General features: G+C 58.5%; 21 protein-coding genes and 3 tRNA genes. 15 read left to right on the top strand and 9 right to left on the bottom strand.

The features are described 5' to 3' along the window. The first annotated feature begins 176 nt into the window (after positions 1-176). Positions 177-1451, top strand: coding sequence for a citrate synthase (gene gltA, locus FHK95_RS09050; RefSeq protein WP_150304281.1), 1275 nt, complete (start codon positions 177-179; stop codon positions 1449-1451). Between the two features lie 78 nt (positions 1452-1529). Here the strand turns inward: gltA and FHK95_RS09045 are convergent, their stop codons facing one another. From FHK95_RS09045 to FHK95_RS09035, 3 genes are all read right to left on the bottom strand, one after another. After that, on the bottom strand, positions 1530-1781 hold the full coding sequence (locus tag FHK95_RS09045) for a YkgJ family cysteine cluster protein (protein ID WP_150304280.1): 252 nt from the start codon (positions 1779-1781) through the stop codon (positions 1530-1532). Between the two features lie 85 nt (positions 1782-1866). Beyond that, positions 1867-2739 (bottom strand): NAD(P)-dependent oxidoreductase, encoded by an 873-nt coding sequence (locus FHK95_RS09040; RefSeq protein WP_150304279.1) that lies wholly within the window; start codon positions 2737-2739, stop codon positions 1867-1869. Positions 2740-2904: 165 nt separating this feature from the next. Then, positions 2905-3180, bottom strand: a complete 276-nt coding sequence (locus FHK95_RS09035) for a DUF5666 domain-containing protein (RefSeq protein WP_178114750.1) — start codon at positions 3178-3180, stop codon at positions 2905-2907. A 200-nt stretch (positions 3181-3380) separates the two neighbouring features. Between FHK95_RS09035 and ppnP the strand changes: the two genes are divergently transcribed. Beyond that, on the top strand, positions 3381-3662 hold the full coding sequence (gene ppnP, locus FHK95_RS09030) for a pyrimidine/purine nucleoside phosphorylase (RefSeq protein ID WP_150304277.1): 282 nt from the start codon (positions 3381-3383) through the stop codon (positions 3660-3662). Positions 3663-3740: 78 nt separating this feature from the next. On the opposite strand, the gene FHK95_RS09025 is transcribed toward ppnP, so the two are convergent. Further along, positions 3741-4187: an acyl-CoA thioesterase gene (locus FHK95_RS09025; protein WP_235906746.1), complete on the bottom strand. Its 447-nt coding sequence runs from the start codon at positions 4185-4187 to the stop codon at positions 3741-3743. A 159-nt stretch (positions 4188-4346) separates the two neighbouring features. Between FHK95_RS09025 and FHK95_RS09020 the strand changes: the two genes are divergently transcribed. Together FHK95_RS09020 and FHK95_RS09015 are read left to right on the top strand one after the other, a co-directional pair. Then, entirely contained in the window at positions 4347-6596 is a 2250-nt protein-coding gene (locus FHK95_RS09020) for an Orn/Lys/Arg family decarboxylase (RefSeq protein WP_150304275.1), read from the top strand. A 289-nt stretch (positions 6597-6885) separates the two neighbouring features. Continuing rightward, complete coding sequence (locus FHK95_RS09015) at positions 6886-7827, top strand: phosphoribosyltransferase (RefSeq protein ID WP_150304274.1); 942 nt, start codon at positions 6886-6888, stop codon at positions 7825-7827. A gap of 121 nt (positions 7828-7948) precedes the next feature. Here FHK95_RS09015 and FHK95_RS09010 read toward each other — a convergent pair. The 5 genes from FHK95_RS09010 to FHK95_RS08990 all read right to left on the bottom strand — a co-directional run bounded on the left by FHK95_RS09010 (position 7949) and on the right by FHK95_RS08990 (position 10855). Further along, a tRNA-Ala gene (locus FHK95_RS09010) sits at positions 7949-8024 on the bottom strand. 47 nt (positions 8025-8071) lie between these two features. Further along, positions 8072-8147, bottom strand: a tRNA-Glu gene (locus tag FHK95_RS09005). A gap of 84 nt (positions 8148-8231) precedes the next feature. Continuing rightward, positions 8232-8307: transfer RNA gene (locus FHK95_RS09000), tRNA-Ala, on the bottom strand. A gap of 95 nt (positions 8308-8402) precedes the next feature. Further along, positions 8403-9884: a glutamate--tRNA ligase gene (gltX, locus tag FHK95_RS08995; RefSeq protein WP_150304273.1), complete on the bottom strand. Its 1482-nt coding sequence runs from the start codon at positions 9882-9884 to the stop codon at positions 8403-8405. A gap of 68 nt (positions 9885-9952) precedes the next feature. Continuing rightward, entirely contained in the window at positions 9953-10855 is a 903-nt protein-coding gene (locus tag FHK95_RS08990) for a LysR family transcriptional regulator (protein WP_150304272.1), read from the bottom strand. A gap of 165 nt (positions 10856-11020) precedes the next feature. Here FHK95_RS08990 and FHK95_RS08985 point away from each other — a divergent pair, with 165 nt between their 5' ends. The 11 genes from FHK95_RS08985 (at position 11021) to tssH (ending at position 24024) form a co-directional block, all read left to right on the top strand. Then, positions 11021-12304 (top strand): NAD(P)/FAD-dependent oxidoreductase, encoded by a 1284-nt coding sequence (locus tag FHK95_RS08985; RefSeq protein WP_150304271.1) that lies wholly within the window; start codon positions 11021-11023, stop codon positions 12302-12304. A 146-nt stretch (positions 12305-12450) separates the two neighbouring features. After that, complete coding sequence (locus FHK95_RS08980; protein ID WP_150304270.1) at positions 12451-12858, top strand: PA2779 family protein; 408 nt, start codon at positions 12451-12453, stop codon at positions 12856-12858. Positions 12859-12935: 77 nt separating this feature from the next. Next, positions 12936-13808 (top strand): PA2778 family cysteine peptidase, encoded by an 873-nt coding sequence (locus tag FHK95_RS08975; protein WP_150304269.1) that lies wholly within the window; start codon positions 12936-12938, stop codon positions 13806-13808. Positions 13809-14351: 543 nt separating this feature from the next. Continuing rightward, positions 14352-15905 (top strand): type VI secretion system protein TssA, encoded by a 1554-nt coding sequence (gene tssA, locus FHK95_RS08970; RefSeq protein WP_235906745.1) that lies wholly within the window; start codon positions 14352-14354, stop codon positions 15903-15905. 18 nt (positions 15906-15923) lie between these two features. Then, entirely contained in the window at positions 15924-16427 is a 504-nt protein-coding gene (gene tssB / locus FHK95_RS08965; RefSeq protein WP_150304267.1) for a type VI secretion system contractile sheath small subunit, read from the top strand. 24 nt (positions 16428-16451) lie between these two features. Then, positions 16452-17927, top strand: coding sequence for a type VI secretion system contractile sheath large subunit (gene tssC, locus FHK95_RS08960; protein WP_150304266.1), 1476 nt, complete (start codon positions 16452-16454; stop codon positions 17925-17927). A gap of 5 nt (positions 17928-17932) precedes the next feature. Next, positions 17933-18337, top strand: a complete 405-nt coding sequence (gene tssE, locus FHK95_RS08955) for a type VI secretion system baseplate subunit TssE (protein WP_150304265.1) — start codon at positions 17933-17935, stop codon at positions 18335-18337. An 11-nt stretch (positions 18338-18348) separates the two neighbouring features. Continuing rightward, positions 18349-18624, top strand: a complete 276-nt coding sequence (locus tag FHK95_RS08950; RefSeq protein WP_150304264.1) for a PAAR domain-containing protein — start codon at positions 18349-18351, stop codon at positions 18622-18624. Positions 18625-18650: 26 nt separating this feature from the next. Continuing rightward, positions 18651-20441: a type VI secretion system baseplate subunit TssF gene (gene tssF / locus FHK95_RS08945; protein WP_150304263.1), complete on the top strand. Its 1791-nt coding sequence runs from the start codon at positions 18651-18653 to the stop codon at positions 20439-20441. After that, positions 20405-21415, top strand: a complete 1011-nt coding sequence (gene tssG, locus FHK95_RS08940; RefSeq protein ID WP_150304262.1) for a type VI secretion system baseplate subunit TssG — start codon at positions 20405-20407, stop codon at positions 21413-21415. Before tssF ends, tssG begins: the two co-directional genes overlap by 37 nt. Positions 21416-21420: 5 nt before the next feature. Further along, positions 21421-24024 (top strand): type VI secretion system ATPase TssH, encoded by a 2604-nt coding sequence (gene tssH, locus FHK95_RS08935; protein ID WP_178114749.1) that lies wholly within the window; start codon positions 21421-21423, stop codon positions 24022-24024. The last annotated feature ends 8 nt before the right edge of the window (positions 24025-24032 follow it).

Below are 24032 nucleotides of genomic sequence, written 5' to 3'. Positions count from 1 at the left end.
AGGCATCCTCAAGCCATCTCATGCGCTGAACATCAGGGATCTGGCAGCCTATTGACTGCCTAAATCGCGCCTATAACCATTCGCTATCCGCATAATTGACAAACAGGATTATGACCTTATAGTGATGCGGGCCCTGCGTGGGGGCACACTTTCGATACCATCAAACAGGAGGCCTCATGGCTGATAAAAAGGCGCAATTGATCATCGAGGGCGCTGCCCCCATCGATCTGCCAGTTTACTCTGGCACCCTAGGCCCAGATGTGGTCGACGTACGCGGTTTGACGGCGGAAGGGGTCTTTACGTTTGATCCCGGCTTCATGGCCACATCATCCTGTGAATCAAAGATCACCTACATTGATGGCGACAAAGGGATTTTGTTGCATCGGGGATACCCGATCGAGCAATTGGCCGAGAAATCCGATTTCCTCGAGACCTGCTTTTTACTGCTGAAGGGCGAGCTTCCAACGGACGAAGAGAAGCACGCCTTTGACACCACCATCAAGCGCCACACCATGGTGCATGAGCAGCTGTCGCACTTCTTTAACGGCTTCCGTCGTGACGCGCATCCGATGGCGATCATGTGTGGCGTAATAGGCGCACTGTCTGCTTTTTATCACGACTCACTCGACATTAACGACGCCCATCATCGGGAAATTTCGGCGATCCGCCTGATTGCCAAGATGCCTACCCTGGCGGCGATGGTGTACAAATACTCGGTTGGCCAGCCGTTCATGTTCCCGCGCAACGATCTGTCCTACTCGGAAAACTTCCTGCACATGATGTTCAACACGCCATGTGAAGAGAAGAAGATCAGTCCGATCCTGGCCAAGGCAATGGACCGGGTGTTTGTGTTGCACGCAGACCATGAACAGAACGCTTCAACTTCTACCGTACGCCTGGCCGGCTCCTCCGGCGCCAACCCCTTCGCCTGTATCGCAGCCGGCATTGCCGCTCTGTGGGGTCCAGCACACGGTGGCGCCAACGAGGCCGTCCTGAGGATGCTGGACGAAATCGGTGACGTCTCCAATATCGATAAGTATGTCGACAAGGCCAAAGACAAGGACGACCCGTTCAAGCTGATGGGCTTCGGCCATCGCGTTTACAAGAACTTTGACCCGCGCGCCAAGGTCATGAAGCAGACCTGCGACGAAGTTCTCGGCGAACTCGGCATCAACGATCCGCAGCTCGAGCTGGCGATGAAGCTGGAAGAAATTGCGCTCACCGATCCCTACTTCGTCGAGCGGAACCTGTACCCGAACGTAGACTTTTATTCCGGCATCATTCTCAAGGCCATCGGCATTCCTACCGAGATGTTCACCGTAATATTTGCTACAGGCCGCACGCCAGGCTGGATCGCTCACTGGAATGAGATGATCAGCATGCCGTACAAGATCGGCCGTCCGCGCCAGCTGTACACCGGCGCGCTCCAACGGGACTACCCGGAGAAGTAAAGCAATACAAAGAACCCCGCCAACAAGCGGGGTTTTTATTGTCCGGACCGAAACAAATGCTCGCCGCCGATTAGATGCTCAGGCGGTTTGCTGCTCCCACCAATGCAATATCATCAATGCTTCTTCTCTGATCTCCCCACACACCTCCGGGTCAGCAGAAAACTGCCCACATACCAGCGGACGCGACGGTGAAGTAAAGATCCCGCATCGATGCTCTGGAGTCAGGTGAATGCACGCAACGCCCGCAGGCTTACCCTCAGGCATTCCCGGAATTGCAGAGCTTATCGAAGGCGCAATACAGCAAGCGCCACAGCCTTCCCGACATTTCATACCGGCCTACCTCGCTGAAACAAACCTTCTCGGCTCGTCTGCGCTCAAGCCATCCTGAACGCGTGCAGACACGGCCGGCGACAGTTTATTTGTCGCGATCAAGCCTGGCAATCAGACTCGAAGTATCCCAGCGCCCTCCTCCCATCGATTGGACATCAGCATAGAACTGGTCCACCAAAGCCGTAACTGGCAACTGCGCACCGTTTTCGCGCGACTCATCCAGCACGATACTCAGATCCTTACGCATCCAGTCCACCGCAAAGCCGAATTCAAACTCACCGGCAATCATGGTCTTGTGGCGGTTCTCCAGTTGCCATGATTGCGCCGCACCCTTGCTTATTACCTGCATCGCGGCCTCGGCATCCAGACCCGCACAGCGAGCAAAATTCAGCGCTTCGGCGAGCCCCTGTACCAGGCCGGCAATACAGATCTGATTGACCATCTTGGTCAACTGCCCACTGCCCACCTCGCCCATGCGCCGCACCATCTTTGCATAGCTACCGATGGCTGGACGGGCCAGGTCATAAACCGCCTCGTCGCCGCCGACCATTACGGTCAGCTGCCCAGCCTCGGCGCCGGCCTGGCCTCCGGATACCGGTGCGTCCAGAAACCCGACCCCCTTCGCCGCACACAGCTGAGCCATCTCACGCGCGACGCCAGCCGAAGCCGTTGTATGGTCGACCAGCACCGCACCGGATCGAATCCCCGCAAGGACCCCATCGGGACCACCAATCACCTGGCGCAGGTCATCGTCATTACCTACGCAGAGCATAATGAAATCACGGTCAGCCGCCACTTGCGCCGGCGTGGCAAAGGCTTGCCCCCCGTATTCGGCAACCCAGGCCTCGGCCTTCGAAGCAGTGCGATTAAAGACGCCCACTTCATGCCCCGCGCGAAGCAAATGACCGGCCATGGGATACCCCATTACGCCCAAACCTATAAAAGCGATGCTCGCCATATTACCTCCCGGGTCGGTACAAAGTTGTCAAAGGGATACATGCTCTGCAGCCAGGCTATCGACCTGTGCTCGAGAGAATCAGTCATTGCATGCAAGGGATGATAACAGGGCTCAAGGGGGAAACCAGGCCGCAGATCTCCTGCGGCAGCTGGGCACGCCGGTGACTCAGTCGTCGATTTCAATTTCTGTGGCGATCATCTCGCCGTCAGTCTCTTCGTAATCCACCTCGACGCGCAGGCCTTGCTTGAGATCGTCGAAAGACTTCAGCTCGTCTTCGTATTCTGTCTGCTCATTGGTCGAGTAGATTTTGCCATCGACCGTTATAGACTTCGCTTCTGCGTCAACAGACTCAATCTCACCGTCCACATCATCGGCGTGGGCAGAAGCGGCCGACAAACCAAGGACCAGCGCAGCAAACCAGGCAGTTGCAGAGGCTTTCATAAGGACTCCGTATGGTTGTGGGGTACACATTAGCTGACCGTCAAAGTCAGGCCAGGTTCAGCAATGAAGGGTTGAGCAGCCCATTAATCGGTCAGGCCAGGAGAAGAAAAGATTAGCGCTACAGTGCAAATAGCATTGCCGCTGCAAGAGTCGCATCGGCATAATGTTGACCTTTTCGACGATCTATCAGGAGCGCATCAATGTTCACGGTAAACGAATACTTCGAAGGCAAGGTAGCCTCTATCGCCTTTCGGCAACCAGAAGGCTCAGCGACCGTCGGCGTGATGGCGCCTGGAGAATACGAGTTTGGCACCAGCCAGCTGGAGATCATGCACGTCATCAGCGGCCACCTGACCGTAAAACTACCAGGTAGCGAGCAGTGGGAAGAGTTCAGTGCGGGCATGCAATTTACTGTGCCTGGTAACAGCCGCTTTCATTTGCAGGTCGAGCAGGATACCGCCTATCTCTGCGAGTATCGTTAAGTAACGCCCCGCCGGTTTCAACGGCGCGCCGCCACTCTGGTCGGCTCGCCTTGCCTTCCTGCTAGCCCCATCCCGCTCTCAGCTCTGCATCTGCGCTTCCGTCAGACCACGAGCATATTTTTCAATAAAAACCGGCGGCATGCGTCTCGGTTTGCCGGAGCTCATTTCGATGCAGGCGAAGATGGTCTCTGCTCGCAGCAGCGTTGCCTGATCTGACTTGCGCACTAACTGGAAATGGCGCGTCATGCGTAGCTTGCGGTCCCAGTGAACGATCCAGGTCGCCATCACCAGCTCGTCGCCCTGGTAGGCCGCACCGAGGTAATCGATCTCGTGGCGCAGCACCGCCATTGCCCGATCCAGCTCGCGGTATTCCTCCACGCCCAGTCCCAGAGTCTGCGAATGTTGCCAGGCACAACGCTCCAGCCAGCCGACATACACGGCGTTATTGGCATGCCCCAATTCGTCTATATCGACCGCTTGGACGGTAATATCGCAGGTGTGCGGATTATCGAAATCCCAGTTCACAGAGTCAGCTCCTTCAACTTCAACGCATTCGACGGATACGCAGCATAACATTCGTCAGCCGCCATCCTTCCCTCAGATTCAGTTGCTCGCACGGAGTTCGCTTGCCGCAATGGCAACCAAGCGGCTAGTTTGTACCCATTCCTCTGACGGAACCTGAACATGTTCAAACACCTGCACTTTCCCATTCTGGTTATCAATCCTCATATCGGCCGCCAGGATGTGGCTGGCACTCAGCTTACGGAACTCTTCAAAGGGCTGGAGCAGGAAGGATTCGAGGTTCTGGGAACCGCGTCAACTGACGAGGGCCGCCTGATCGCCGAAGCGCACCGGGGCCTGTCCTGCATTCTGTTTACTGCGGATCTGGAAGCCGACCTGACACCGGTGCGGGCACTCTTCGAAGCCGCGCATTCGCGCTCACCCGAACTGCCGATAATGGCCTTGAGCATTCAACAGAACCTGGACAGCGCCAAGCTCGCCGAGCTGCGCAACCTGCATCAGTTGCGCGGCATCATCTACCTGTTCGAGGATACCCTGCCCTTTATCGCCGGACAGATTGCGCGCACTGCCCGTTCTTATCTATCCCAGCTGTTGCCGCCGTTTTTCAAGGCGCTGATGGATTACACCGGACGCGCCAGTTACTCCTGGCATTCTCCTGGACATGGTGGCGGTGTGGCCTTTCGCAAGAGTCCGGTCGGGCGCGCTTTTCACGATTTCTTCGGTGAAAACACGTTGCGCTCGGATCTGTCGGTGTCGGTGCCAGGCCTGGGCTCGCTGCTGGACCACAGCGGCCCTATCGCGGCGGCGGAGGCCAACACCGCACGGACCTTTGGCGCCGACCACAGCTTCTACGTGGTTAACGGCACCTCTACTGCCAACAAGATCATCTGGCACGCCTATGTCACCCGCGATGACGTGGTTCTGGTGGACCGCAACTGTCACAAGTCGATCTTGCACGCGATCATCATGACCGGTGCGATTCCGCTATACCTCACCGGCTCGCGAAACGACTACGGCATTATCGGTCCGATCAGCCTCAATTCGTTTTCACCCGAGCGACTGCGCGAACGATTGGCAGAACATCCGCTGCTGCAGGGACGCGACGCTAAAATTCGCCTGGCCGTTGTGACCAATTCAACCTACGACGGCCTCTGCTATAACGCTGAGCTGATCAAGGACGAACTTGAGGACGCGGTCGACATTCTGCATTTTGACGAAGCCTGGTACGGCTACGCCGCCTTCCACGAATTTTATGCCGGGCGCCATGGCATGGGTCGCCATCGCGGGTTTCCCCGCGCGCAGCATCCGCTGGTATTCGCAACGCAATCGCCACACAAGGTATTGGCGGCCCTGTCCCAGGCCTCAATCATTCTTGCCGAGAACAGCGAGGAGCAGTCACTGGATGCAGAACGGTTCAACGAAGCCTTCATGATGCACACCTCCACCTCACCGCACTACGGCATCATCGCCTCCATCGATGTGGCTACAGGCATGATGGCCGGTGCTCCGGGTCGCTCACTGGTACAGGAAACCCTGGACGAAGCGCTATCGTTTCGTTGCGCCATGCAGCAGATCGCCGAGCGGCTGGACGAGGATGAGTGGTGGTTTGATCTCTGGGAGCCTGAACAAGCGCTGGCAGCAGAACCGCTTGCGCCGCACGACTGGACACTCGACAGCGAGGCCGAGTGGCACGGCTTCGGCTCGATGGCGGACGACTACGCCCTGCTGGATCCGATCAAGGTCACCCTGCTCACCCCCGGCGTGGAGGAACAGGGGCGCCTGGCCCGAAGTGGCATTCCCGCGGCCATCGTGACGCGCTTTCTCGCCGAGCGCGGTCTGGTGGTCGAGAAAACCGGGCTGTATTCCTTCCTGATCCTGTTTTCGCTGGGCATTACCAAGGGCAAGTGGAGCACCCTGGTGTCCGAGCTGCAGGAGTTCAAGCGGCTGTATGACACCAACGCGCCGCTTGAGACAACGCTGCCGGGTATCGCGCGGACAGGCCAGTATAGCGGCCTGGGCCTGCGCGATCTCAGCCAGCAGTTGCACCATTTCTACAAGACCCAGCGGCTGGTGAAGATATCTCGCCAACTCTATACCGAGCTACCGGAGATCACCCTGCGGCCGGCCGACGCCTATCAGGAGATGGTGCGCGGCAACGTCGAATCGGTTGCCGTCGAGCAGCTGGCAGGTCGAATCAGCGCCGTCATGCTTGTGCCCTATCCGCCAGGTATCCCGGTGATTATGCCCGGCGAACGCTTCCCCGCCGACAGTACCGCCATCGTCGACTTTCTGAGAATCGCCTCAGCACTCGACCGGCAATTTCCCGGCTTTGAGAGCGATATTCATGGCCTGCGTCGTCTGGTTTCCGCCGAGGGTCCGCCCTCTTTCTGCGTCGATTGCCTGACAACCTGACCCGGGCCAGCTCCCCCTGGAACCTCGAGAAGCGACCCGGTTAACCGACAGGTTGAGGCTCGCTTCTCCAACGGCAACATTCGCTGGCTGCAGGTCACATTAATGTCATGAAAGAGTCGCAAGCTGAGGGCTCTTCCTGTTGAATACCGGCCTTGCAATACCTGCACATTCTCATCAGGAAGAGCATCGATCGAGTTCTGGTCTGCGCTTGCCGCACGATGTCCTGGAGCTCACTCAGACACAACGCGTTATCCGCCGGGTGCTGATAACGAGGCCAGGAGCAGCTGCAATGAACTATCGAAGCCTGAACGACCTATCAACCTTGATCAACGATCATGCCGGCAACTTTCCCCGTGATATTGAATTGGTGGTCGGCGCCTCCCGTGGCGGCATGCTGGTGGCGAACATCATCGCGCTCAAGCTCAACCAGCCCAGCATGGAACTCCAGGTGCTGCTGCGTGACGATGCTTCATCTACACCTGCCGCGCAGAAGATATTGCTGGTAGACGATTGCCTGGCGACCCCCGACTCAATACTGCAAGCGAGACGGAGAATCGAAGCGCATTGCTGCGCTTCAGTGACGACACTGGTGGCCTTCGCCGAAAGAGAACATGTCCTGGGCATCGATCTGGTGCTGGAAGTACTGGAGCACCCTCGAATCTACGAATGGAACATCATGCATCACCCGCTGGTCGGCGCGACCTGTTTCGATATCGACGGCGTGCTCTGCGTCGACCCGACCCAGGCGGAGAATGATGATGGAGCGGGCTACCGGCATTTTTTGCGTACCGCCAGGCCACTGCACATCCCATCGCTACCGATCGCGCATCTGGTCACCAGTCGCCTGGAAAAATACCGCGCCGAGACCGAGGAGTGGCTGGAACGCAATGGTGTCCGGTACGGCACCCTGCATATGCTGGATTTGCCATCGGCAGCGGAGCGGCGCCGGTTGAACATGCACCACAAGTTCAAGGCGCAGGTATATCGCAACGACCCGCAGGCGCAGCTGTTTATCGAAAGCGAAAAGGCTCAGGCAATCGAGATCATGCGTACCACCGGCAAGCCGGTGTTTTGCATTGAAACCAACCGCATGTATGTGCACGGTATGAAGCAGAAGGAACTGGGTACCACCCGGGCCGGCGGTTTGCGCAAAGCATTGGGCAAGGCGCGGCGCTTGCCGAGAAAGGTGGTGGACTCGGCGCTCGCCAGGCTCATGCCAGTCGCTCAGTAACATCGCGCCCTCAACCACATTCAACGCCGGCCGCTTATCGCGCCGGCGTTGTTGTCTGAGGCTATCGGGATAAACACAAACCAAAAAAAAAGGACCAGCAATAAATGCTGGCCCTTCGAAATGGTGGAGCTAAGCGGGATCGAACCGCTGACCTCCTGCATGCCATGCAGGCGCTCTCCCAGCTGAGCTATAGCCCCGTGGTCTTGCGACCGCCGATACAAAACCAACTGTACCGGATCAATAATGGCGTCCCCTAGGGGACTCGAACCCCTGTTACCGCCGTGAAAGGGCGGTGTCCTAGGCCACTAGACGAAGGGGACGCAAACCCTTCTATGCGTTTGAGGCTGGGCGCCTCAAGGCATCAGTGTAAAAACAGGTCAACGTATAACGTTGACCAAAGAAAATGGTGGAGCTATGCGGGATCGAACCGCAGACCTCCTGCATGCCATGCAGGCGCTCTCCCAGCTGAGCTATAGCCCCGTCTTCTGGACGGGGCGCATATTATGATCCATGCCCTTGTCTGTCAACAGAATTTAACGCAAAACAGCAACTTAACCAGCGAAGCGTGGGAAGTCTCAGCCACCCAACCCCACCAGCAGCTTCTCCCATGCTTTCACTTCCTTTTTCGAACTGCCGCCCAGCAGCTCGAGCGCCTGACGTAGCCGGAAGCGGGTCAGATCCGGTCCCAGATGAGCCATGGCGTCCAGTACCGAGACCGAGCTCGCCTGACCGGTGATAGCAGCGAAAAGCAGCGGCATCAGGTCACGAAGCTTGAGCTCGAGCCCTTCGGCAATGAACTGAATACTGCCGGTGATAGCGTCCTTGTTCCAATGACGCAAGGCTTCCAGCTTCCATAGCAGCAGCTGCAGCGCCTGGCGTACCTGATCGGGTGACAGCTTCTTGTGGACGAACAGCTCTGGAGCGGGGTTCACCTTGCCGCTCATGAAAAAGCCCGCCAAGGGGACCAGATCACTGAAGGTCTCAACCCGCGCCTGAACGAGCGGAACCATAGGGCGCAGATACTCAGGGTTGAGTGCCCAGCGTTGTACCGCTGCAACAAAGTCATCCTCGGACAGCTCGCGAATCCACTGACCGTTGAGCCAGGCCAGTTTCTCGACGTCGAAAATCGGTCCGCCGAGCGAGACGCGCTGGATGTCGAAGTGGGCCACCATTTCATCGAGGGAAAACTTCTCGCGCTCGTCCGGCATCGACCAGCCCATGCGCCCCAGATAGTTGAGCATCGCATGGGGCAGATACCCCATGCGTTCGTAAAAGGTAATGCTGGTCGGGTTCTTGCGCTTCGACAGCTTGCTCTTGTCCGGATTGCGCAGCAGCGGCATATGGCACAGCTGAGGCATAGCCCAACCGAAGAACTGATACAGCAACATGTGCTTGGGCGCGGAGTTGATCCACTCCTCGCCACGGAGTACGTGGGTGATACCCATCAGGTGATCGTCTACCACGTTGGCCAGATGATAGGTGGGCAACCCGTCCGCCTTCATCAACACCTGCATGTCGACCTGTTCCCAGGGAATGTCGATCTCGCCACGCAGCATATCCTGCACGGTACAGATCCCTTCGGTTGGCACCTTCATGCGCACCACATGCGGTTCGCCGGACGCGACACGACGCAGGACTTCATCAGCATCCAGCCCAAGGCAATGACCGTCGTAACCGGGGGTTTGCTTGTTGGCCGTCTGTTCGGCGCGCAGTGCGTCAAGCCGCTCCGAGGTACAGAAACAGCGGAATGCATGGCCGTCGCTGATCAGCTGCTCGCTGTGCTGCTGGTAAATGGCGCTGCGTTCGCTCTGTCGATACGGGCCGTGCGGACCGCCGACATCCGGGCCTTCGTCCCATTCCAGTCCCAGCCAGCGCAATGAGTCCAGAATCTGCTTTTCCGATTCTGTGGTGGAGCGCACCTGGTCGGTATCCTCAATGCGCAGCACAAACTTGCCGCCATGCTGGCGCGCAAAACACTGGTTGAACAATGCAATATAAGCCGTGCCCACATGGGGGTCACCGGTGGGGGACGGGGCAATTCGGGTACGAACGGTCATGAAATCTCTCGTCAGGAAGCCACCCGGTTGAATCCCGGGCTGTACAGGAAAGGGAATCTTATCAGCGCTTAGCGGTTCGTCTCTACCGGCCGATCAAGGAATGTCTCGAGGCGCTCAGTCATAAAATCAATAAAGGCCTTGACCTTCATTGCCTGGAAGCGCCTTGACGGGTACAGCGCGTAGAGCTCGGTGAAGGGCAAAACAGTGCCCTCCAGCACGCGGCATAGCAGGCCTTGTTCCACATAGGGCTCTGCGATAAACGCCGGAACGTTAATGATGCCTGCTCCGGCAAGGGCCGCCTCGCGGGCAAATGTGATGTTATTCACCGTCATCACCGGGTTTATGGCGACGCTGAGCTGCGGCTCATCGAAGTGCCACTTGCGCGCCCCATCCATCATGGTCTGGATGCAGCGGTGTGCAGACAGCTCTTCGGGGCGCTCCGGCATGCCGTACTGGGCAATATAGGCCGGACTGGCATACAACTGTCTTGGGCTGGCCAGCATCGAGCGGGCCACCAGGCTCGAGTCCTGCGGCCGACCACGATGAATAGCGATATCGACGCCATCCTCGATCGGATTGACCACAAGGGTGGTCAGCTCTACCTCCACGTGAATGGCGGGATAGCGGCACATGAACTCACCCACCACACCGCCCAGGAACAACTGCCCAAACTCGATCGGCGAAGTGACCCGCAGCAGGCCGGTGGGCTCACGCTGCAGCTGCATAATCGCCTGCTCTGCCTCGGCAAATTCCTGCATGATCTGCCGGCACCGCTCATAGTAAGCCTGGCCGACTTCGGTCAGGCGCAGTTTGCGCGTAGTGCGGTTGAGCAGGCGCACGCCGAGCCGCGATTCGAGCTGGGCAATCCGCCTGCTGACCGTGGACTTCTGCATATTCAAGGTCAGCGCAGCGCTGGTAAAACTGTGGCACTCCACCACGCGGGTGAATACGAGCGCATCATCCAATCCCATGACAACTGTTCCTGTGATGCAACAAAGAGGTTGATTCTAAACCTTCACCCATGCAGGTGTAATATCGCCGTAACAACAAGTTGAAATAACTGACTGATCAGTGGCGTTCCGCAGACTAGAGCGGTAGGATCGGTAATGTAAAATATTTCAAACATCAGGTGTGCCATGTCTGCTACGCCGCATACTGCTTCCTACTACGCTGCCAGTGCCAACCCCGCCCCTTTCAGGCCGCCTCTCCTCGGAAGCCATGAGACCGACGTGTGCGTCATCGGCGCGGGCTACACAGGTATTTCTGCAGCCCTGCATCTGCTTGAACAGGGGTTTCGAGTCACGGTGCTGGAAGCGGCCAAGGTCGGCTTTGGCGCCTCGGGTCGCAACGGCGGCCAGATCGTCAACAGCTACAGTCGCGATATCGACGTCATCGAGCGAACAGTCGGCGCGCAACAAGCGCAATTGTTGGGGGAGATGGCCTTCGAGGGTGGCCGCATCATTCGTGAGCGGGTGGCCAAGTACGACATCCAGTGTGACCTGAAAAATGGCGGCGTATTTGCTGCGTTTACTCCCAAGCAAATGAAACAGCTGGAAGAGCAGAAGGCGCTCTGGGAGCGGTACGGCAACACCCAACTGGAAATGCTCGACACGCGCCGCATCCGCGAGACGGTAGCAACCGAGCTGTACGTCGGCGGCATGCTTGACATGAGCGGCGGCCATATCCATCCGCTCAATCTGGTTCTCGGTGAAGCTGCCGCGGTGGAGTCGCTGGGCGGAATCATTCATGAGCAGTCGGAAGTGATCCGCGTTGATCAAGGCGCCAGCCCGGTCGTGCACACGAGTCGGGGCCAGGTGACTGCCAAGTTTGTCGTGGTGGCTGGAAACGCCTACCTGGGCGATCTGATTCCCGCCCTGGCTGCCAAATCAATGCCATGCGGCACACAGGTTATTACCACCGAGCCGCTGGGGGACGATCTGGCGAATTCGCTTCTGCCGCAGGATTATTGTGTAGAGGATGCCAGTTATCTGCTGGACTATTACCGTCTATCAGCGGATAAGCGACTCATCTTCGGCGGCGGCGTAGTGTATGGCGCACGCGACCCGGCCAACGTCGAGGCCATGCTTCGCCCTCACCTGGTGAAGACGTTCCCACAGTTGAGCAATACAAAGATCGACTATGCCTGGACCGGTAATTTTCTGCTGACGCTGTCGCGCCTGCCGCAAGTAGGCCGACTGGGTGACAACATCTACTATTCCCAGGGCTGCAGTGGGCATGGCGTGACCTATACGCACCTGGCCGGCAAGATTATCGCGGAAGCTCTGGCGGGTCAGGCCAAGCGCTTCGATGCCTTCGCCAGTCTGCCCCATTACCCCTTTCCCGGAGGCCGCTTATTGCGGGTTCCATTCACCGCCCTGGGCGCCTGGTATTACCAGCTCAGGGATAGGCTGGGTCTATAATCGCATTGCCAAGCGGAACTCCCGATTTTCAAAGCGGGTCGACTGATTGGCAATACCTGCGCACCTTCTTCGGGTCGCAGCCGGGAGACCGGAATGAACGGCTGACCGCATGGACAGCCAAACAAGAAAAAACAGGAGTTGTAACCATGAAATTACTGCACTCAACCAAACGCTATATCTCCATCATGCTCACTGCCCTGTTCATGCTTACCAGCTTGGCAAGCATTCAGGCTCAGGCATCAACCTCCATGGTGGGTACCCATGAACTCATTGCTGAAGAGAAGCTGAATCTCGACCGCGACGCGCTCAAAGGCATGCTTGCCGATCAGGACGTGCAGGACAAACTGGCTGGCATGGGCGTTTCGCCTGACCAGGTCGAAAAGCGCATCAACAGCCTGACTGCCAGCGAACTGGCTAGCTTCAATGCCCAGCTCGACAATGCCCCTGCTGGTGCCGGCGTGGTCGGCGTGATTGTGTTGTTTCTGGTGGTATTCGCCATCACCGACATCCTGTGCGTGACCAACATCTACAGCTTCATCAACTGCGCCAGGTAACATCAGTGTCGCCTATCTGGCGCACGGTGGGCTTGCTAGGGCTGACAGCATTGCTGTCAGCCTGCGCAGGTCGATCAATGATCCTGCCTGATCAAACCCAGCTGCGAGACGTCCCCCAGCAAACCTTACTGACGGACGTCCGCTTTTATCCCCAGGATGAGTATCAATGCGGCCCAGCCGCCCTCGCCATGGTGCTCAATCACCGAGGCCTTCCGGACACGCCGGAGCAACTGGTAGAGCGCGTCTATATACCCGAGCGAGAGGGCAGCCTGCAGGTCGAAATGGTCGCCGCCGCACGAGAAAGAGACCTGCTCGCTTACCCCTTGGATGGAAAGATCGAATCGGTCATACAGGAAGTCGCCGCAGGCAATCCGGTGCTGGTCATGCAGAATCTTGCATTGAACTGGTACCCGCAATGGCATTACGCAGTGGTAATAGGCTATGACCTCGAACGCCAGGTCATGATTCTTCACAGCGGACTGAATGCCAATCAGCGCGAACCTTTCAGATTATTCAGCAAGACCTGGAGCAGAGCCGACAATTGGGCGCGCGTCATGCTTCCGACAGATCAGCTACCCGCAACGGCTGCCCCCCTGCCCTACCTTTCTGCAGCCAGCGAGCTGGAGCAGACCGGCAAACTGGTGAGTGCCCGCACGGCCTATCAGACAGCGCTAAATGAATGGCCAGAGCAGCCGGCTGCACGCTTCGGGTTGGGCAACATCGCCTGGGCACAAGGGGGGCGCGAGGAAGCAGTACGCCATTTCCTGCAGGTGACACGCGAACACCCCAAGCTCGAAGCGGGCTGGAACAACCTGGCTGTAGGGCTCGATGCGCTGAACTGCAGCGATAGCGCAGAACAGGCCCGGGATTGCGGGACGGACGTGACCAGATGTTCGTCGCACTTCCAGGACACGCTGGTGGAAAAGTGTCCTGCGCTTGGACATGAATAACGAACAATCTCCATACAATAGTTAATCACGTCACACCATTCAAAGTTCAACATAGAACTTTGGATGGATAGCGAAGCCTTCTCTCAAATATCTACAGTCAACCCTCCAGCGTATTAAACATCGACCAGCTCTCATATTACTGACTAAACGAGAGACGTACATCTCACCGCTGCAATCCTCGCGCTAGAGCAGCTGATAACAGCTTGTTGAAACAGCTCGCCGTTCGGTAACGCTTTTCTGGCGCCATTGTTATTAGTTCCCTCTAATTACTGGTATAGCAAACCAGCTCACAGTTCGCGCCTTGTCGCTTCAAGCACTCGCCATTAGGATACCTCCAGCTAAAGACGGCATGCGCAACTTCTTGCGCGATCAATTTATATGTGAACTTCAACGCATTAATTCTGACGCTAAACATTTATCTGAACAGTTCCATAAACAAGTTCTGAGTCGTTCAGATGTAATAACCGATATTCAGGATTGAACATCGGCATCGAATAATGGATCACGGCCCGAGGGCCGACACATCAAGGACCGATGGCACCCATGCCCGTACAGCATTACCTTGAAAACCTGGCCCGCAAGCCCATCAACGATGCCGACTTTGCCGGCACGGATGTGCGCTACTCGCCCGAGTTCGAGGCTCTGGAAGCCGAGCTGGCTAAAACCGGCTCCCTGCACAAGGGCGAAGGGACTGATTGGGAAGTTGTACGCCTGGGCGCCGAAGCGCTCCTCACGAACGCGTCCAAGGACTTGCGCGTTGCCGTCTGGCTCGCCTGGAGCCTGTTTCAGCAGCAATCACTGGCCGGGCTCCACGCCGGCATCGCTGTCATCCATGCGCTGTGCACCGAGCACTGGCCTGACCTGCACCCGCGCAAGATGCGCACCCGTTCAGCAGCGCTGCTCTGGCTACAACCCCGGCTGGAACAGGTCATCGGCGAGTGTTCACCGCAGCCAGATGAGTTCGACGCGCTCCGCGCCATCGCTGCGCTGCTGCGCGGTCTTGATACGCACCTGGCTGCTCAGCTTGGCCCCGATGCACCCGAACTGCTTCCCCTATGTCGCCGACTGGAAGAACTGATCAAACGCAGTGAGCAGCAGAACGCGCCCTCACCCGCTGTGTCGACCGTTATCAAACAGGCGGCCGTTTCCTCGCCCAGCACCGATTCGGAGGCGCCTCAATCCAGCAAGGATGCGCATAAGCTACTGCGTCAGCTGCAGGATCAGTCACGCCAATTGTGCAGCTGGTGGCAACACCAGAAAGCCGGGGACGTACGCAGCATCAAGCTATCCCGAACGCTGTTGTGGCTGCCGATCGACAGCGCCCCGGAACACGATGCCAATAATGTTACGGCGCTGCGCGGACTGCCTGCCGACCGTCTGGCGTCCTATCAGGAACGCCTCGCTCAAGGACACTACAGCGAACTGTTATTGGACCTTGAAACCAGCATCGCCAGAGCACCCTTCTGGCTGGATGGCCAATACCTCGTCTGGCAGTGTCTGCAGAACCTCAAAAACGAAGCAGCCATGCAGGAGCTGGAATTACAGCTCGGTGCGTTTCTCAGGCGACTGCCTGACCTGCACACCCTGTGCTTCCACGACGGTGTGCCCTTCGCCAGCAATGAAGCGCTGAATTGGATCAATACCCGCGTCCTGGCGCAGAGTCAGGCACAACCCGACGCGGACTCTGCGTCTATAGCACATGACACCACAGCGGCCTGGAACGCAGCCTTGCAAGACGCATTGGTCGTGCTGCGCGATGACGGTTTGAAAGCAGCCGTGCAGCACATCAAGCAGGCCAGCCAACAGGCAGCGGGCGGCCGCGATCGCTTTCACTGGAAGCTGGCGCAGGCGCGTCTGTGTTACCACGCCGGAAAATACGAGCTGGCCAGCGTCCAGCTCGACTCACTCGATCAGCTTCTCCAGGCCAGCGGCCTGGGGGACTGGGAGCCCGATCTCAGCCTGCAGGTATTGAACCTGTCATATCGCTGCTGCGAGCGATTGCCGCAGCAGCACATGCGCGAACGCAAGGAAGAGATCTACCGCAGGTTGTGCCACCTCGATATTGAAGTGGTACTGGATCAGGCCTTCGGGCCATAACTGTAACGGAGAACGACCATGGCCAAAGACGGCTCAGTAGCACCCAAGGAACGCGTCAATGTCACCTTCACCCCTGATGCCGGAGGCGCTCAGGAGGAAGTCGAACTGCCACTGAAACTGATGGTGCTGGGGGATTTCACCCAACGTCAGGACGACAGGAAGATCGAGGACCGCAAGCCCATCGCCATCGACAAGAACAGCTTCGATGAAGTGCTCGGCAAGCAGGACCTGCAGCTGATCTTTGCGGTGCCCAACTGCCTGCAGGAGGACGCCACCCACGAAGAGCTCGCCGTCGATCTGAAGATCAACTCGATGAAGGATTTCAATCCGGGCAGCCTGGTCGATCAGGTTCCGGAGCTGAAAAAATTGATGGAACTGCGTGATGCCCTGGTGGCGCTGAAAGGTCCGCTGGGTAACGCACCGGCATTTCGCAAGGCGATCGAGAGCGTGCTTAGCGATGACGACTCGCGCGAGCGTGTATTGGCCGAACTGGGCCTGGCCGACCAACAACCGCAAACCTGATTCGCTCAGACAAGGACGCTACTCATGAGTACTCAAGCCGCAACAGCCGCCGGACATACAACTGGCGACGTCAGCATTCTCGACAGCATCATCGCCGAAACCCGGCTGACCCCCGAAGACGAAGCCTACGCTATCGCCAAGCGCGGTGTATCGGCCTTCATCGAGGAACTGCTCAAGCCGCAGAACCAAAAAGAGCCGGTCAAGAAGGCAATGGTTGATCGCATGATCGCCGAAATCGATGCCAAGCTCAGCCGGCAGGTGGACGAGATTCTGCACCATCGTGATTTCCAGGCGCTGGAATCCTCCTGGCGCGGCCTGAAACTGCTGGTCGACCGCACCAACTTCCGCGAGAACATCAAGCTGGAGCTGATCAACGCCTCCAAGCAGGATCTGCTGGAAGATTTCGAAGACAGTCCTGAAGTCACCCAGTCCGGCCTGTACAAGCACGTCTATACTGCGGAATACGGCCAGTTTGGTGGCCAGCCGGTGGGCGCGCTGATTGCCAACTACTTCTTCGATCCCAGCGCGCCAGACGTCAAGACCATGCAGTACGTGGCCAGCGTTGCGAGCATGTCCCACGCCCCCTTTATCGCCTCGGCCGGCCCCAAGTTTTTCGGCCTGGAAAGCTTCACCGGGTTACCGGACCTGAAGGATCTGAAGGACCATTTCGAAGGCCCGCAGTTCGCCAAATGGCAGAGCTTCCGCGAGCAGGAAGACGCCCGTTATGTCGGTCTGACTCTGCCGCGCTTCCTGCTGCGCAACCCCTATGACCCCGAAGACAATCCGGTCAAGAGCTTCGTCTACAAGGAAAACGTGGCCAACAGTCACGAAGACTACCTGTGGGGCAACACCGCATTCACCTTCGCCACCCGCCTGACCGAGAGCTTCGCCAAATTCCGCTGGTGCCCGAATATCATCGGCCCGCAAAGCGGCGGCGCAGTCGAGGATCTTCCGCTGCACCACTTCGAAAGCATGGGTGAAATCGAGACCAAGATTCCCACCGAAGTATTGGTATCTGACCGCCGTGAGTACGAACTGGCCGACGAAGGCTTCATCGCCCTGACCATGCGCAAGGGCAGCGACAATGCCGCATTCTTCTCCGCCAACTCAGCACAGAAAGCCAAGTTCTTCGGCAACAGTGAAGAAGGCAAGACAGCTGAACTCAACTACAAACTCGGCACCCAGCTGCCCTACCTGTTCATCGTTAACCGTCTGGCGCATTACCTCAAGGTACTGCAGCGCGAGCAGATCGGCTCGTGGAAGGAACGCACCGATCTCGAGCTGGAACTGAACAAGTGGATTCGCCAGTACGTCGCTGACCAGGACAACCCAAACCCGGAAGTTCGTGGCCGCCGTCCGCTGCGCGCAGCTCAGATCAGTGTCAGTGACGTCGACGGCGAGCCAGGCTGGTATCGGGTGACGCTGAGTGTTCGTCCGCACTTCAAGTACATGGGCGCCGATTTCACCCTGTCGCTGGTCGGCAAGATGGACAAGGAGTAAGCACCGTGAGCTATGGCAGCCTGTTCGAGCGCCTGGGCGGCGAAAGCGCCCGACGCAGCGGTTGGCAGCATGAGAAGGCCGTGACGGCATCAGTTGCCTGTCATCTGGCGAAGATGCTGAGTACCCGCGCCGGCAGCGTTCAGGCGCTGCCGGACTATGGGCTGCCGGACCTCAACGATATGCGTCTGTCGCTGCACGATTCGCTGCAGCAGGCGCGCATCGCTATCGAACGCTTCATCGAGAATTACGAGCCACGCCTGTCCAAAGTGCGAGTCATTTCGCTGCCACGTGACCATGATCCGCTGAGCCTGGCCTTTGCAGTAGAGGGCCTGCTGGAAGCGGATGGTTTCCGGCAACAGGTGAGCTTTTCGGCGCGCCTCGATGGCAGCGGCCAGGTTCGGGTTCAGTAAGGAGCACAACTATGTCTGGCAAACCGGTCGCGCGCGTCGGCGACATGACTGCATGCCCGAAGGATAAGCACGGCGGCAATCCGATCACTCAGGGATCAACCGATGTATTGATCGAGGGAATGCCGGCAGCCCGCATGGGCGACCCAACAGCGTGCGGCAGTACGCTGGTCGGCGGCGTCAGTGGCAGCGTAATGATCAACGGCAAGCCCGCCGCAATATTGGGCAGTACCGGAAGCCACGGCGATGCGGTGGTCTCAGGGTCGGCGACTGTTGTAATCGGCAAATGACTGCCTTCTTTTCAAAGGACTGATCCGTGTCATTCAACCATTACTACCAGAGCGAGCTGTCCGCGCTGCGCCAGCAGGGCAAGCGCTTCGCCGAGCGCAGCCCGGCACTGGCACCGTTCCTCGGGCAGAGCGGTCGAGATCCGGATGTCGAGCGGCTGCTTGAAGGCTTCGCTTTTCTCACGGGACGTCTGCGGCAGAAGCTCGACGATGAACTGCCAGAACTCACGCATTCGCTGATGCATCTGTTGTGGCCAAACTACATGCGGCCACTACCAGCCTTCAGCATGCTGCAATTCGATCCGTTGAAGCGATCCGGACCGGCGCTGATGGTCGCGCGCGACACGCCGGTTGAGTCGCGCCCCATCGACGGGGTGACCTGCCAATTCCGTACCGCCTATGCGACCGAGGTCATGCCCCTGGCGCTGAGCCAGCTGGACTACTCAGTCAAAGGTGACGGAGCGCTGCTCAATCTGCGACTGAACATGACCGCAGACGGCCACCTCGGCGATCTGAATATGCGCAGTCTGCGGCTGCATCTGGCGGGCGAGCGGTATATCAGCCAGATGTTATATCTGAGCCTGCTGCGCCACCTTCAGGGCATCAGCCTGGTACTACTGGACAAGGCTGGCAAACCCATCACCGACGCCAACGGCATGCCATTGGCCAGCCTGCATATCGGCGCGGAGCAGGTCACGCCGATCGGCTTTGCCGAGGATCAGGCGCTGATCCCATACCCTTTGAATACCTTCCGCGGCTATCGCTACCTGCAGGAGTACTTTGCGTTTCAGGAGAAGTTTCTGTTTGTTGATGTGGGCGGTCTGGAGCGAATCCGCCAGTTGCCTGCAGACGTACTCAAACAGGTGCGCGGTATAGAGTTGCGGTTCGATATCCGCAAATCAAGCCTGCAACGCATCCGCCCTACCCTGGATAACGTTCGCCTGTACTGCACACCGGTAGTCAACCTGTTCAGTCATGACGCCACTCCCATTCGCCTCGACGGCCGCCAGGATCAGTATCTGCTGCGCCCAGCCGACTATGGCAGCAGTCAATGCGGGGTGTTTTCCGTGGACCGGGTGACCGGCTGGAAGCCAGGCGGCATGGGCTACGAGGAATACGTGCCGTTCGAGTCATTCGAACACGACACCAGCTTCGATGTGGCTCAGGCCCGCCCCCACTACAGCCTGCGGCAGCAACCTTCGCTGCTCGGCGATAGCCAGGATACCTACCTCAGCTTCGGGCTGCGCCAGGTTGACCAACACGAAACCCTGTCCATCGAGCTGACCTGCACCAACCAGAATCTGCCACGCCAGTTGGCGCTTGGTGACATCTGCCTGCCCAGCGAGGAAACGCCGGAATTTCTCACGTTCCGTAATATCAGCGCCGTGACGCCGTGCTATGCGCCGCCCTTGCACGAGGATTTCCTCTGGAAGCTGATCAGCAATATGTCACTGAATTACCTGTCGCTGGCCAACGTCGAGGCGCTCAAGGTGATCCTCGAAACCTATGACCTGCCGCGCCATTACGACAAGCATGCAGCCAAGGTCAGCCAACGTCTGCTGGGCGGCCTCAAACATATCGGCCACAGCCACGTCGACCGCTTGCATCGCGGGTTGCCGGTTCGAGGTGTGCGCACGGAACTGCTCATGGATCCGGAAGGCTATCTGGGTGAAGGCGATCTATTTGTATTTGCCTCAATACTGAATGAGTTCTTTGCACTCTATGCCAGCCTGAATTCCTATCACGAGCTGGTCGTCAAAAGCACACAGGGAGAAGTGTACCAATGGACGCCGCGCATGGGGCAGCAGCCCCTGCTTTGAACAACCTGCCAGGCCGGAGTATCCGCGAGTACAGCCTGTTTCAGGGCGTCCTCCTGGTGCTAGATCAGCTGCGCCAGGCGCATCCACAACTGGATGACGAAACGCTGTACGAATTGCTCGAATTCCGTGCGCACCCAAGCATGGGCTTCCCCGGCAGCGATATTCAAAGCGTTGAGTTCTTCACCGAGAATGGGCAGCTGCGCGCCATCCTGTGCGTGAACATGGTCAGTCTGTTCGGCGCCGGATCACCGATTCCGGCCTTCTATGGCGAACAGGCATTGGGCGAAACGCCCGAGGGCAACCCGACGCGCGTGTTTCTGGACCTATTCAACAACCGCCTGCAGAGACTGATGCTGCCGATCTGGCAGAAATACCGTTACCGCGCGCGGTTTACTGCCGGCGCTCAAGACCCGTTTTCCGCCCGCCTGTTTGCCCTGATGGGGCTCGGCGGCGACAACATTCGCAGCGCTACCGAGCTCAACTGGAAGCGGCTGCTGCCCTACCTTGGCCTGCTGAGTATGCGCGCGCAGTCTGCGGCCCTGATCGAATCGGTGCTGCGTTATTACTTCAAGCACCCGGATCTGCGCATCGAGCAATGCCTGGAACGCCGCGTGGACATTCTGCCCGAACAGCGTAACCAGCTTGGACGCGCCAACAGTACGTTGGGCTCCAGTCTGGTATTGGGCGACAGCGTGCGCGACCGCAGCGGAAAATTCCGGGTGCATATACGCCAGCTGAGCTGGGACCGCTTCCAGGAATTTCTGCCGGTGGGTCCGGGCTATCAGCCGCTCTGCGCGCTGGTGCGCTTCACCCTGAGAGACCCGCTGGCCTACGACATCCAATTGCAGTTACGCAAGGAAGATATACGAGACCTGCGCCTGGGCGCAGAAAACCCATGCCGGCTGGGATGGACCAGCTGGCTGGGGCTGGAAAACGCCGACGCGATTGTCACGCTCGCCGGACAGACTCATTAAGGACGATGAACATGATCAACGTAGACCTGCAAAAACTGGTCAAGACACTCGATGCAGCAAGCCGCGCCGACCTGGAAGGTGCCGCTCAACGCTGCGTGGTACGCGGCGGCACCCAGGTGCTGGTCGAGGATGTATTACTCGGCCTGCTGGAACGTCCCGACAGCCTGCTGATGCGCGCGCTGCAGGAAGCGAACCTGGAAGCAGCCGATCTGGCCCAGGCACTGACTATCCGAACCCAGCCAAGCGAGTCGGGCAACCCGGTCTTCTCCGTGGAGCTGGTGCAATGGCTGCAGGATGCGTTGCTGGCGGCAAATCTGGAATTGGGCAGCGGCGAGATCGACCAGGCCGCCCTGCTGCTGGCACTGCTACGCAATCCGTTACGCTACGCCGGCAGTCGCTACCAACCGTTTCTCGCACAATTGAATATTGACCAACTGCTCAGCTTCGCTCTCTCCGAACAGTCCACCGATACTACGACTTGCCCGGCCCGCACCGCCGAATCCGCACTGGGTCGCTTCACTCACAACTTCACGCAACAGGCCCGGGACGGCAAACTGGATCCGGTGTTGTGCCGTGATGCCGCCATTCGCCAGATGATCGACATCCTGGCCCGGCGCCGCAAGAACAACCCAATCGTGGTGGGTGAAGCCGGAGTCGGCAAGACCGCCATCGTCGAAGGCCTGGCATTGCGCATCGTTGCAGGTGAAGTGCCCGATGCGCTCAGGGGCGTGGAACTGTTGTGTCTCGACCTCGGATTACTGCAAGCCGGCGCGAGCGTCAAAGGTGAATTCGAGCGCCGTCTGCAGGGAGTGATCGACGAGGTCAAAGCCTCAGCCAAGCCGGTCATTTTGTTTATCGATGAAGCGCATAGCATGATTGGCGCGGGTGGCCAGGCTGGCAGCAACGATGCAGCAAATCTGCTCAAACCAGCCCTGGCACGCGGCGAACTGCGCACCATCGCCGCCACCACCTGGAGCGAGTACAAAAAGTATTTCGAAAAGGACCCGGCGCTCGCCCGCCGCTTCCAGCCCGTGCAGCTACATGAGCCAACCGTGGCCGAGGCAGTCACTATTCTGCGCGGCCTGGCTCCGGTCTACGAGCGCAGCCATGGCATCTACCTGCGAGACGATGCCGTTGTCGCGGCGGCTGAATTGTCCGCCCGCTATCTCGCCGGCCGACAGCTTCCAGACAAGGCGGTCGATGTGCTCGATACCGCCTGTGCGCGTGTACGCATAGGTCTGGCAGCAGCGCCCGAAGCCGTTGAACAGTTGCGTGGTGAGATCGCCGAAGGTGAGCGTCAGCGGACCGCCCTGCGCCGCGATTACGAAGCCGGACTAAGCATCGATGGTGACGCCTTTGATCAGCTCGAGACCCGACTGCACGAAGCTGCGAGCCAATTGAGCGAGCTGACCGCACGCTGGGAAACCCAGCGCGATCTGGCCGAACGTTTGCTCGATCTGAGTAATCAACGCGCGCAGCTCACCGCTGAAAATGCTGATGCGACCCAGCCAATGGATGAATCCGTCAGCCAGCTGGACGATGCCCTGCGCGACACCCGTCAGGGGCTAATCGAGGCGCAGGCCAACGAACGACTGGTCAGCCATGAGGTGTGTCCGCGCCTGGTGGCCGAAGTCATCAGCCACTGGACAGGCATTCCGCTGTCACAACTGGCCCGCGAACATAACGCCAGCGTCACTGCTTTTGCCGAGGACCTTCGGGCGCGGGTGCGCGGTCAGGAACAAGCCGTGCAGGCCCTGGACAGAGCCATGCGCGCCAGCGCAGCCGGGCTCAACAAGCCCGACGCCCCGGCGGGTGTCTTTCTGCTGGTAGGTCCCAGCGGCGTAGGCAAAACCGAAACAGCACTGGCATTGGCTGACCTGCTGTATGGCGGCGAACGCTTCCTCACCACCATCAACATGTCAGAGTTTCAGGAAAAGCACAGCGTTTCGCGCCTGCTGGGCGCGCCACCTGGCTATGTCGGATATGGCGAAGGCGGCATGCTGACCGAGGCCGTCAGACAAAAACCCTACTCCGTAATCTTGCTCGACGAGGTCGAAAAGGCCGACCCGGACGTGCTCAATGTCTTCTACCAGATCTTCGACAAGGGCGTGGCCAATGATGGCGAAGGCCGGGAAATCAACTTCCGCAATACGCTGATCCTGATGACCTCTAACCTCGCCAGCGATCGCATTGCCAGCCTCTGCACCCAGAATCAGCGCCCCTCGGCTGCAGATCTGGAGCAAGCCATTCGCCCAGCCTTGAGTCACCACTTCAAGCCGGCATTGCTGGCGCGCATGACAATCGTGCCCTACTTCCCGGTCGATGGAGATGTGCTGCAGGAGCTGATCACGCTCAAGCTGGCGCGCTTCGGCGAACGCCTGCAGCGGCGCCAGCTCGCATTCACTCACTGCGACAAACTGGTAGACCATTTCGCTTTGCGCTGTGGCAGCAGCGACAGCGGGGCCCGACTGATTGATCACCTTATCGACAGGCATCTGCAACCCCTTGCGGTGGACCGTCTGCTCGAGGCCATGGCATCAGGCGAAACACTGCGCAGGGTTCATGCCACGATCAACGAGCAAGGAGCCGTCAGCTGTGAATTCGCCTGAGGCTTCGG

Source organism: Pseudomonas saliphila, assembly GCF_008638345.1.
GTDB classification, from domain to species: domain Bacteria; phylum Pseudomonadota; class Gammaproteobacteria; order Pseudomonadales; family Pseudomonadaceae; genus Halopseudomonas; species Halopseudomonas saliphila.
This window is presented reverse-complemented; position numbering and strand designations above follow the sequence as displayed.

What these genes read in the sequence shown, in the direction of transcription:
- FHK95_RS09020 (WP_150304275.1), top strand. Translation starts at nt 4,347, where the DNA reads ATGTTCAAACACCTGCACTTTCCCATTCTGGTTATCAATCCTCATATC.
- FHK95_RS08950 (WP_150304264.1), top strand. Translation starts at nt 18,349, where the DNA reads ATGTCTGGCAAACCGGTCGCGCGCGTCGGCGACATGACTGCATGCCCG.
- FHK95_RS08990 (WP_150304272.1), bottom strand. Translation starts at nt 10,855, where the DNA reads ATGGGATTGGATGATGCGCTCGTATTCACCCGCGTGGTGGAGTGCCAC.
- FHK95_RS09015 (WP_150304274.1), top strand. Translation starts at nt 6,886, where the DNA reads ATGAACTATCGAAGCCTGAACGACCTATCAACCTTGATCAACGATCAT.
- tssA (WP_235906745.1), top strand. Translation starts at nt 14,352, where the DNA reads ATGCCCGTACAGCATTACCTTGAAAACCTGGCCCGCAAGCCCATCAAC.
- FHK95_RS08985 (WP_150304271.1), top strand. Translation starts at nt 11,021, where the DNA reads ATGTCTGCTACGCCGCATACTGCTTCCTACTACGCTGCCAGTGCCAAC.
- tssB (WP_150304267.1), top strand. Translation starts at nt 15,924, where the DNA reads ATGGCCAAAGACGGCTCAGTAGCACCCAAGGAACGCGTCAATGTCACC.
- tssC (WP_150304266.1), top strand. Translation starts at nt 16,452, where the DNA reads ATGAGTACTCAAGCCGCAACAGCCGCCGGACATACAACTGGCGACGTC.
- tssH (WP_178114749.1), top strand. Translation starts at nt 21,421, where the DNA reads ATGAACATGATCAACGTAGACCTGCAAAAACTGGTCAAGACACTCGAT.
- ppnP (WP_150304277.1), top strand. Translation starts at nt 3,381, where the DNA reads ATGTTCACGGTAAACGAATACTTCGAAGGCAAGGTAGCCTCTATCGCC.
- FHK95_RS09045 (WP_150304280.1), bottom strand. Translation starts at nt 1,781, where the DNA reads ATGAAATGTCGGGAAGGCTGTGGCGCTTGCTGTATTGCGCCTTCGATA.
- gltA (WP_150304281.1), top strand. Translation starts at nt 177, where the DNA reads ATGGCTGATAAAAAGGCGCAATTGATCATCGAGGGCGCTGCCCCCATC.
- FHK95_RS09035 (WP_178114750.1), bottom strand. Translation starts at nt 3,180, where the DNA reads ATGAAAGCCTCTGCAACTGCCTGGTTTGCTGCGCTGGTCCTTGGTTTG.
- FHK95_RS09040 (WP_150304279.1), bottom strand. Translation starts at nt 2,739, where the DNA reads ATGGCGAGCATCGCTTTTATAGGTTTGGGCGTAATGGGGTATCCCATG.
- tssG (WP_150304262.1), top strand. Translation starts at nt 20,405, where the DNA reads ATGGACGCCGCGCATGGGGCAGCAGCCCCTGCTTTGAACAACCTGCCA.
- FHK95_RS08980 (WP_150304270.1), top strand. Translation starts at nt 12,451, where the DNA reads ATGAAATTACTGCACTCAACCAAACGCTATATCTCCATCATGCTCACT.
- gltX (WP_150304273.1), bottom strand. Translation starts at nt 9,884, where the DNA reads ATGACCGTTCGTACCCGAATTGCCCCGTCCCCCACCGGTGACCCCCAT.
- FHK95_RS08975 (WP_150304269.1), top strand. Translation starts at nt 12,936, where the DNA reads ATGATCCTGCCTGATCAAACCCAGCTGCGAGACGTCCCCCAGCAAACC.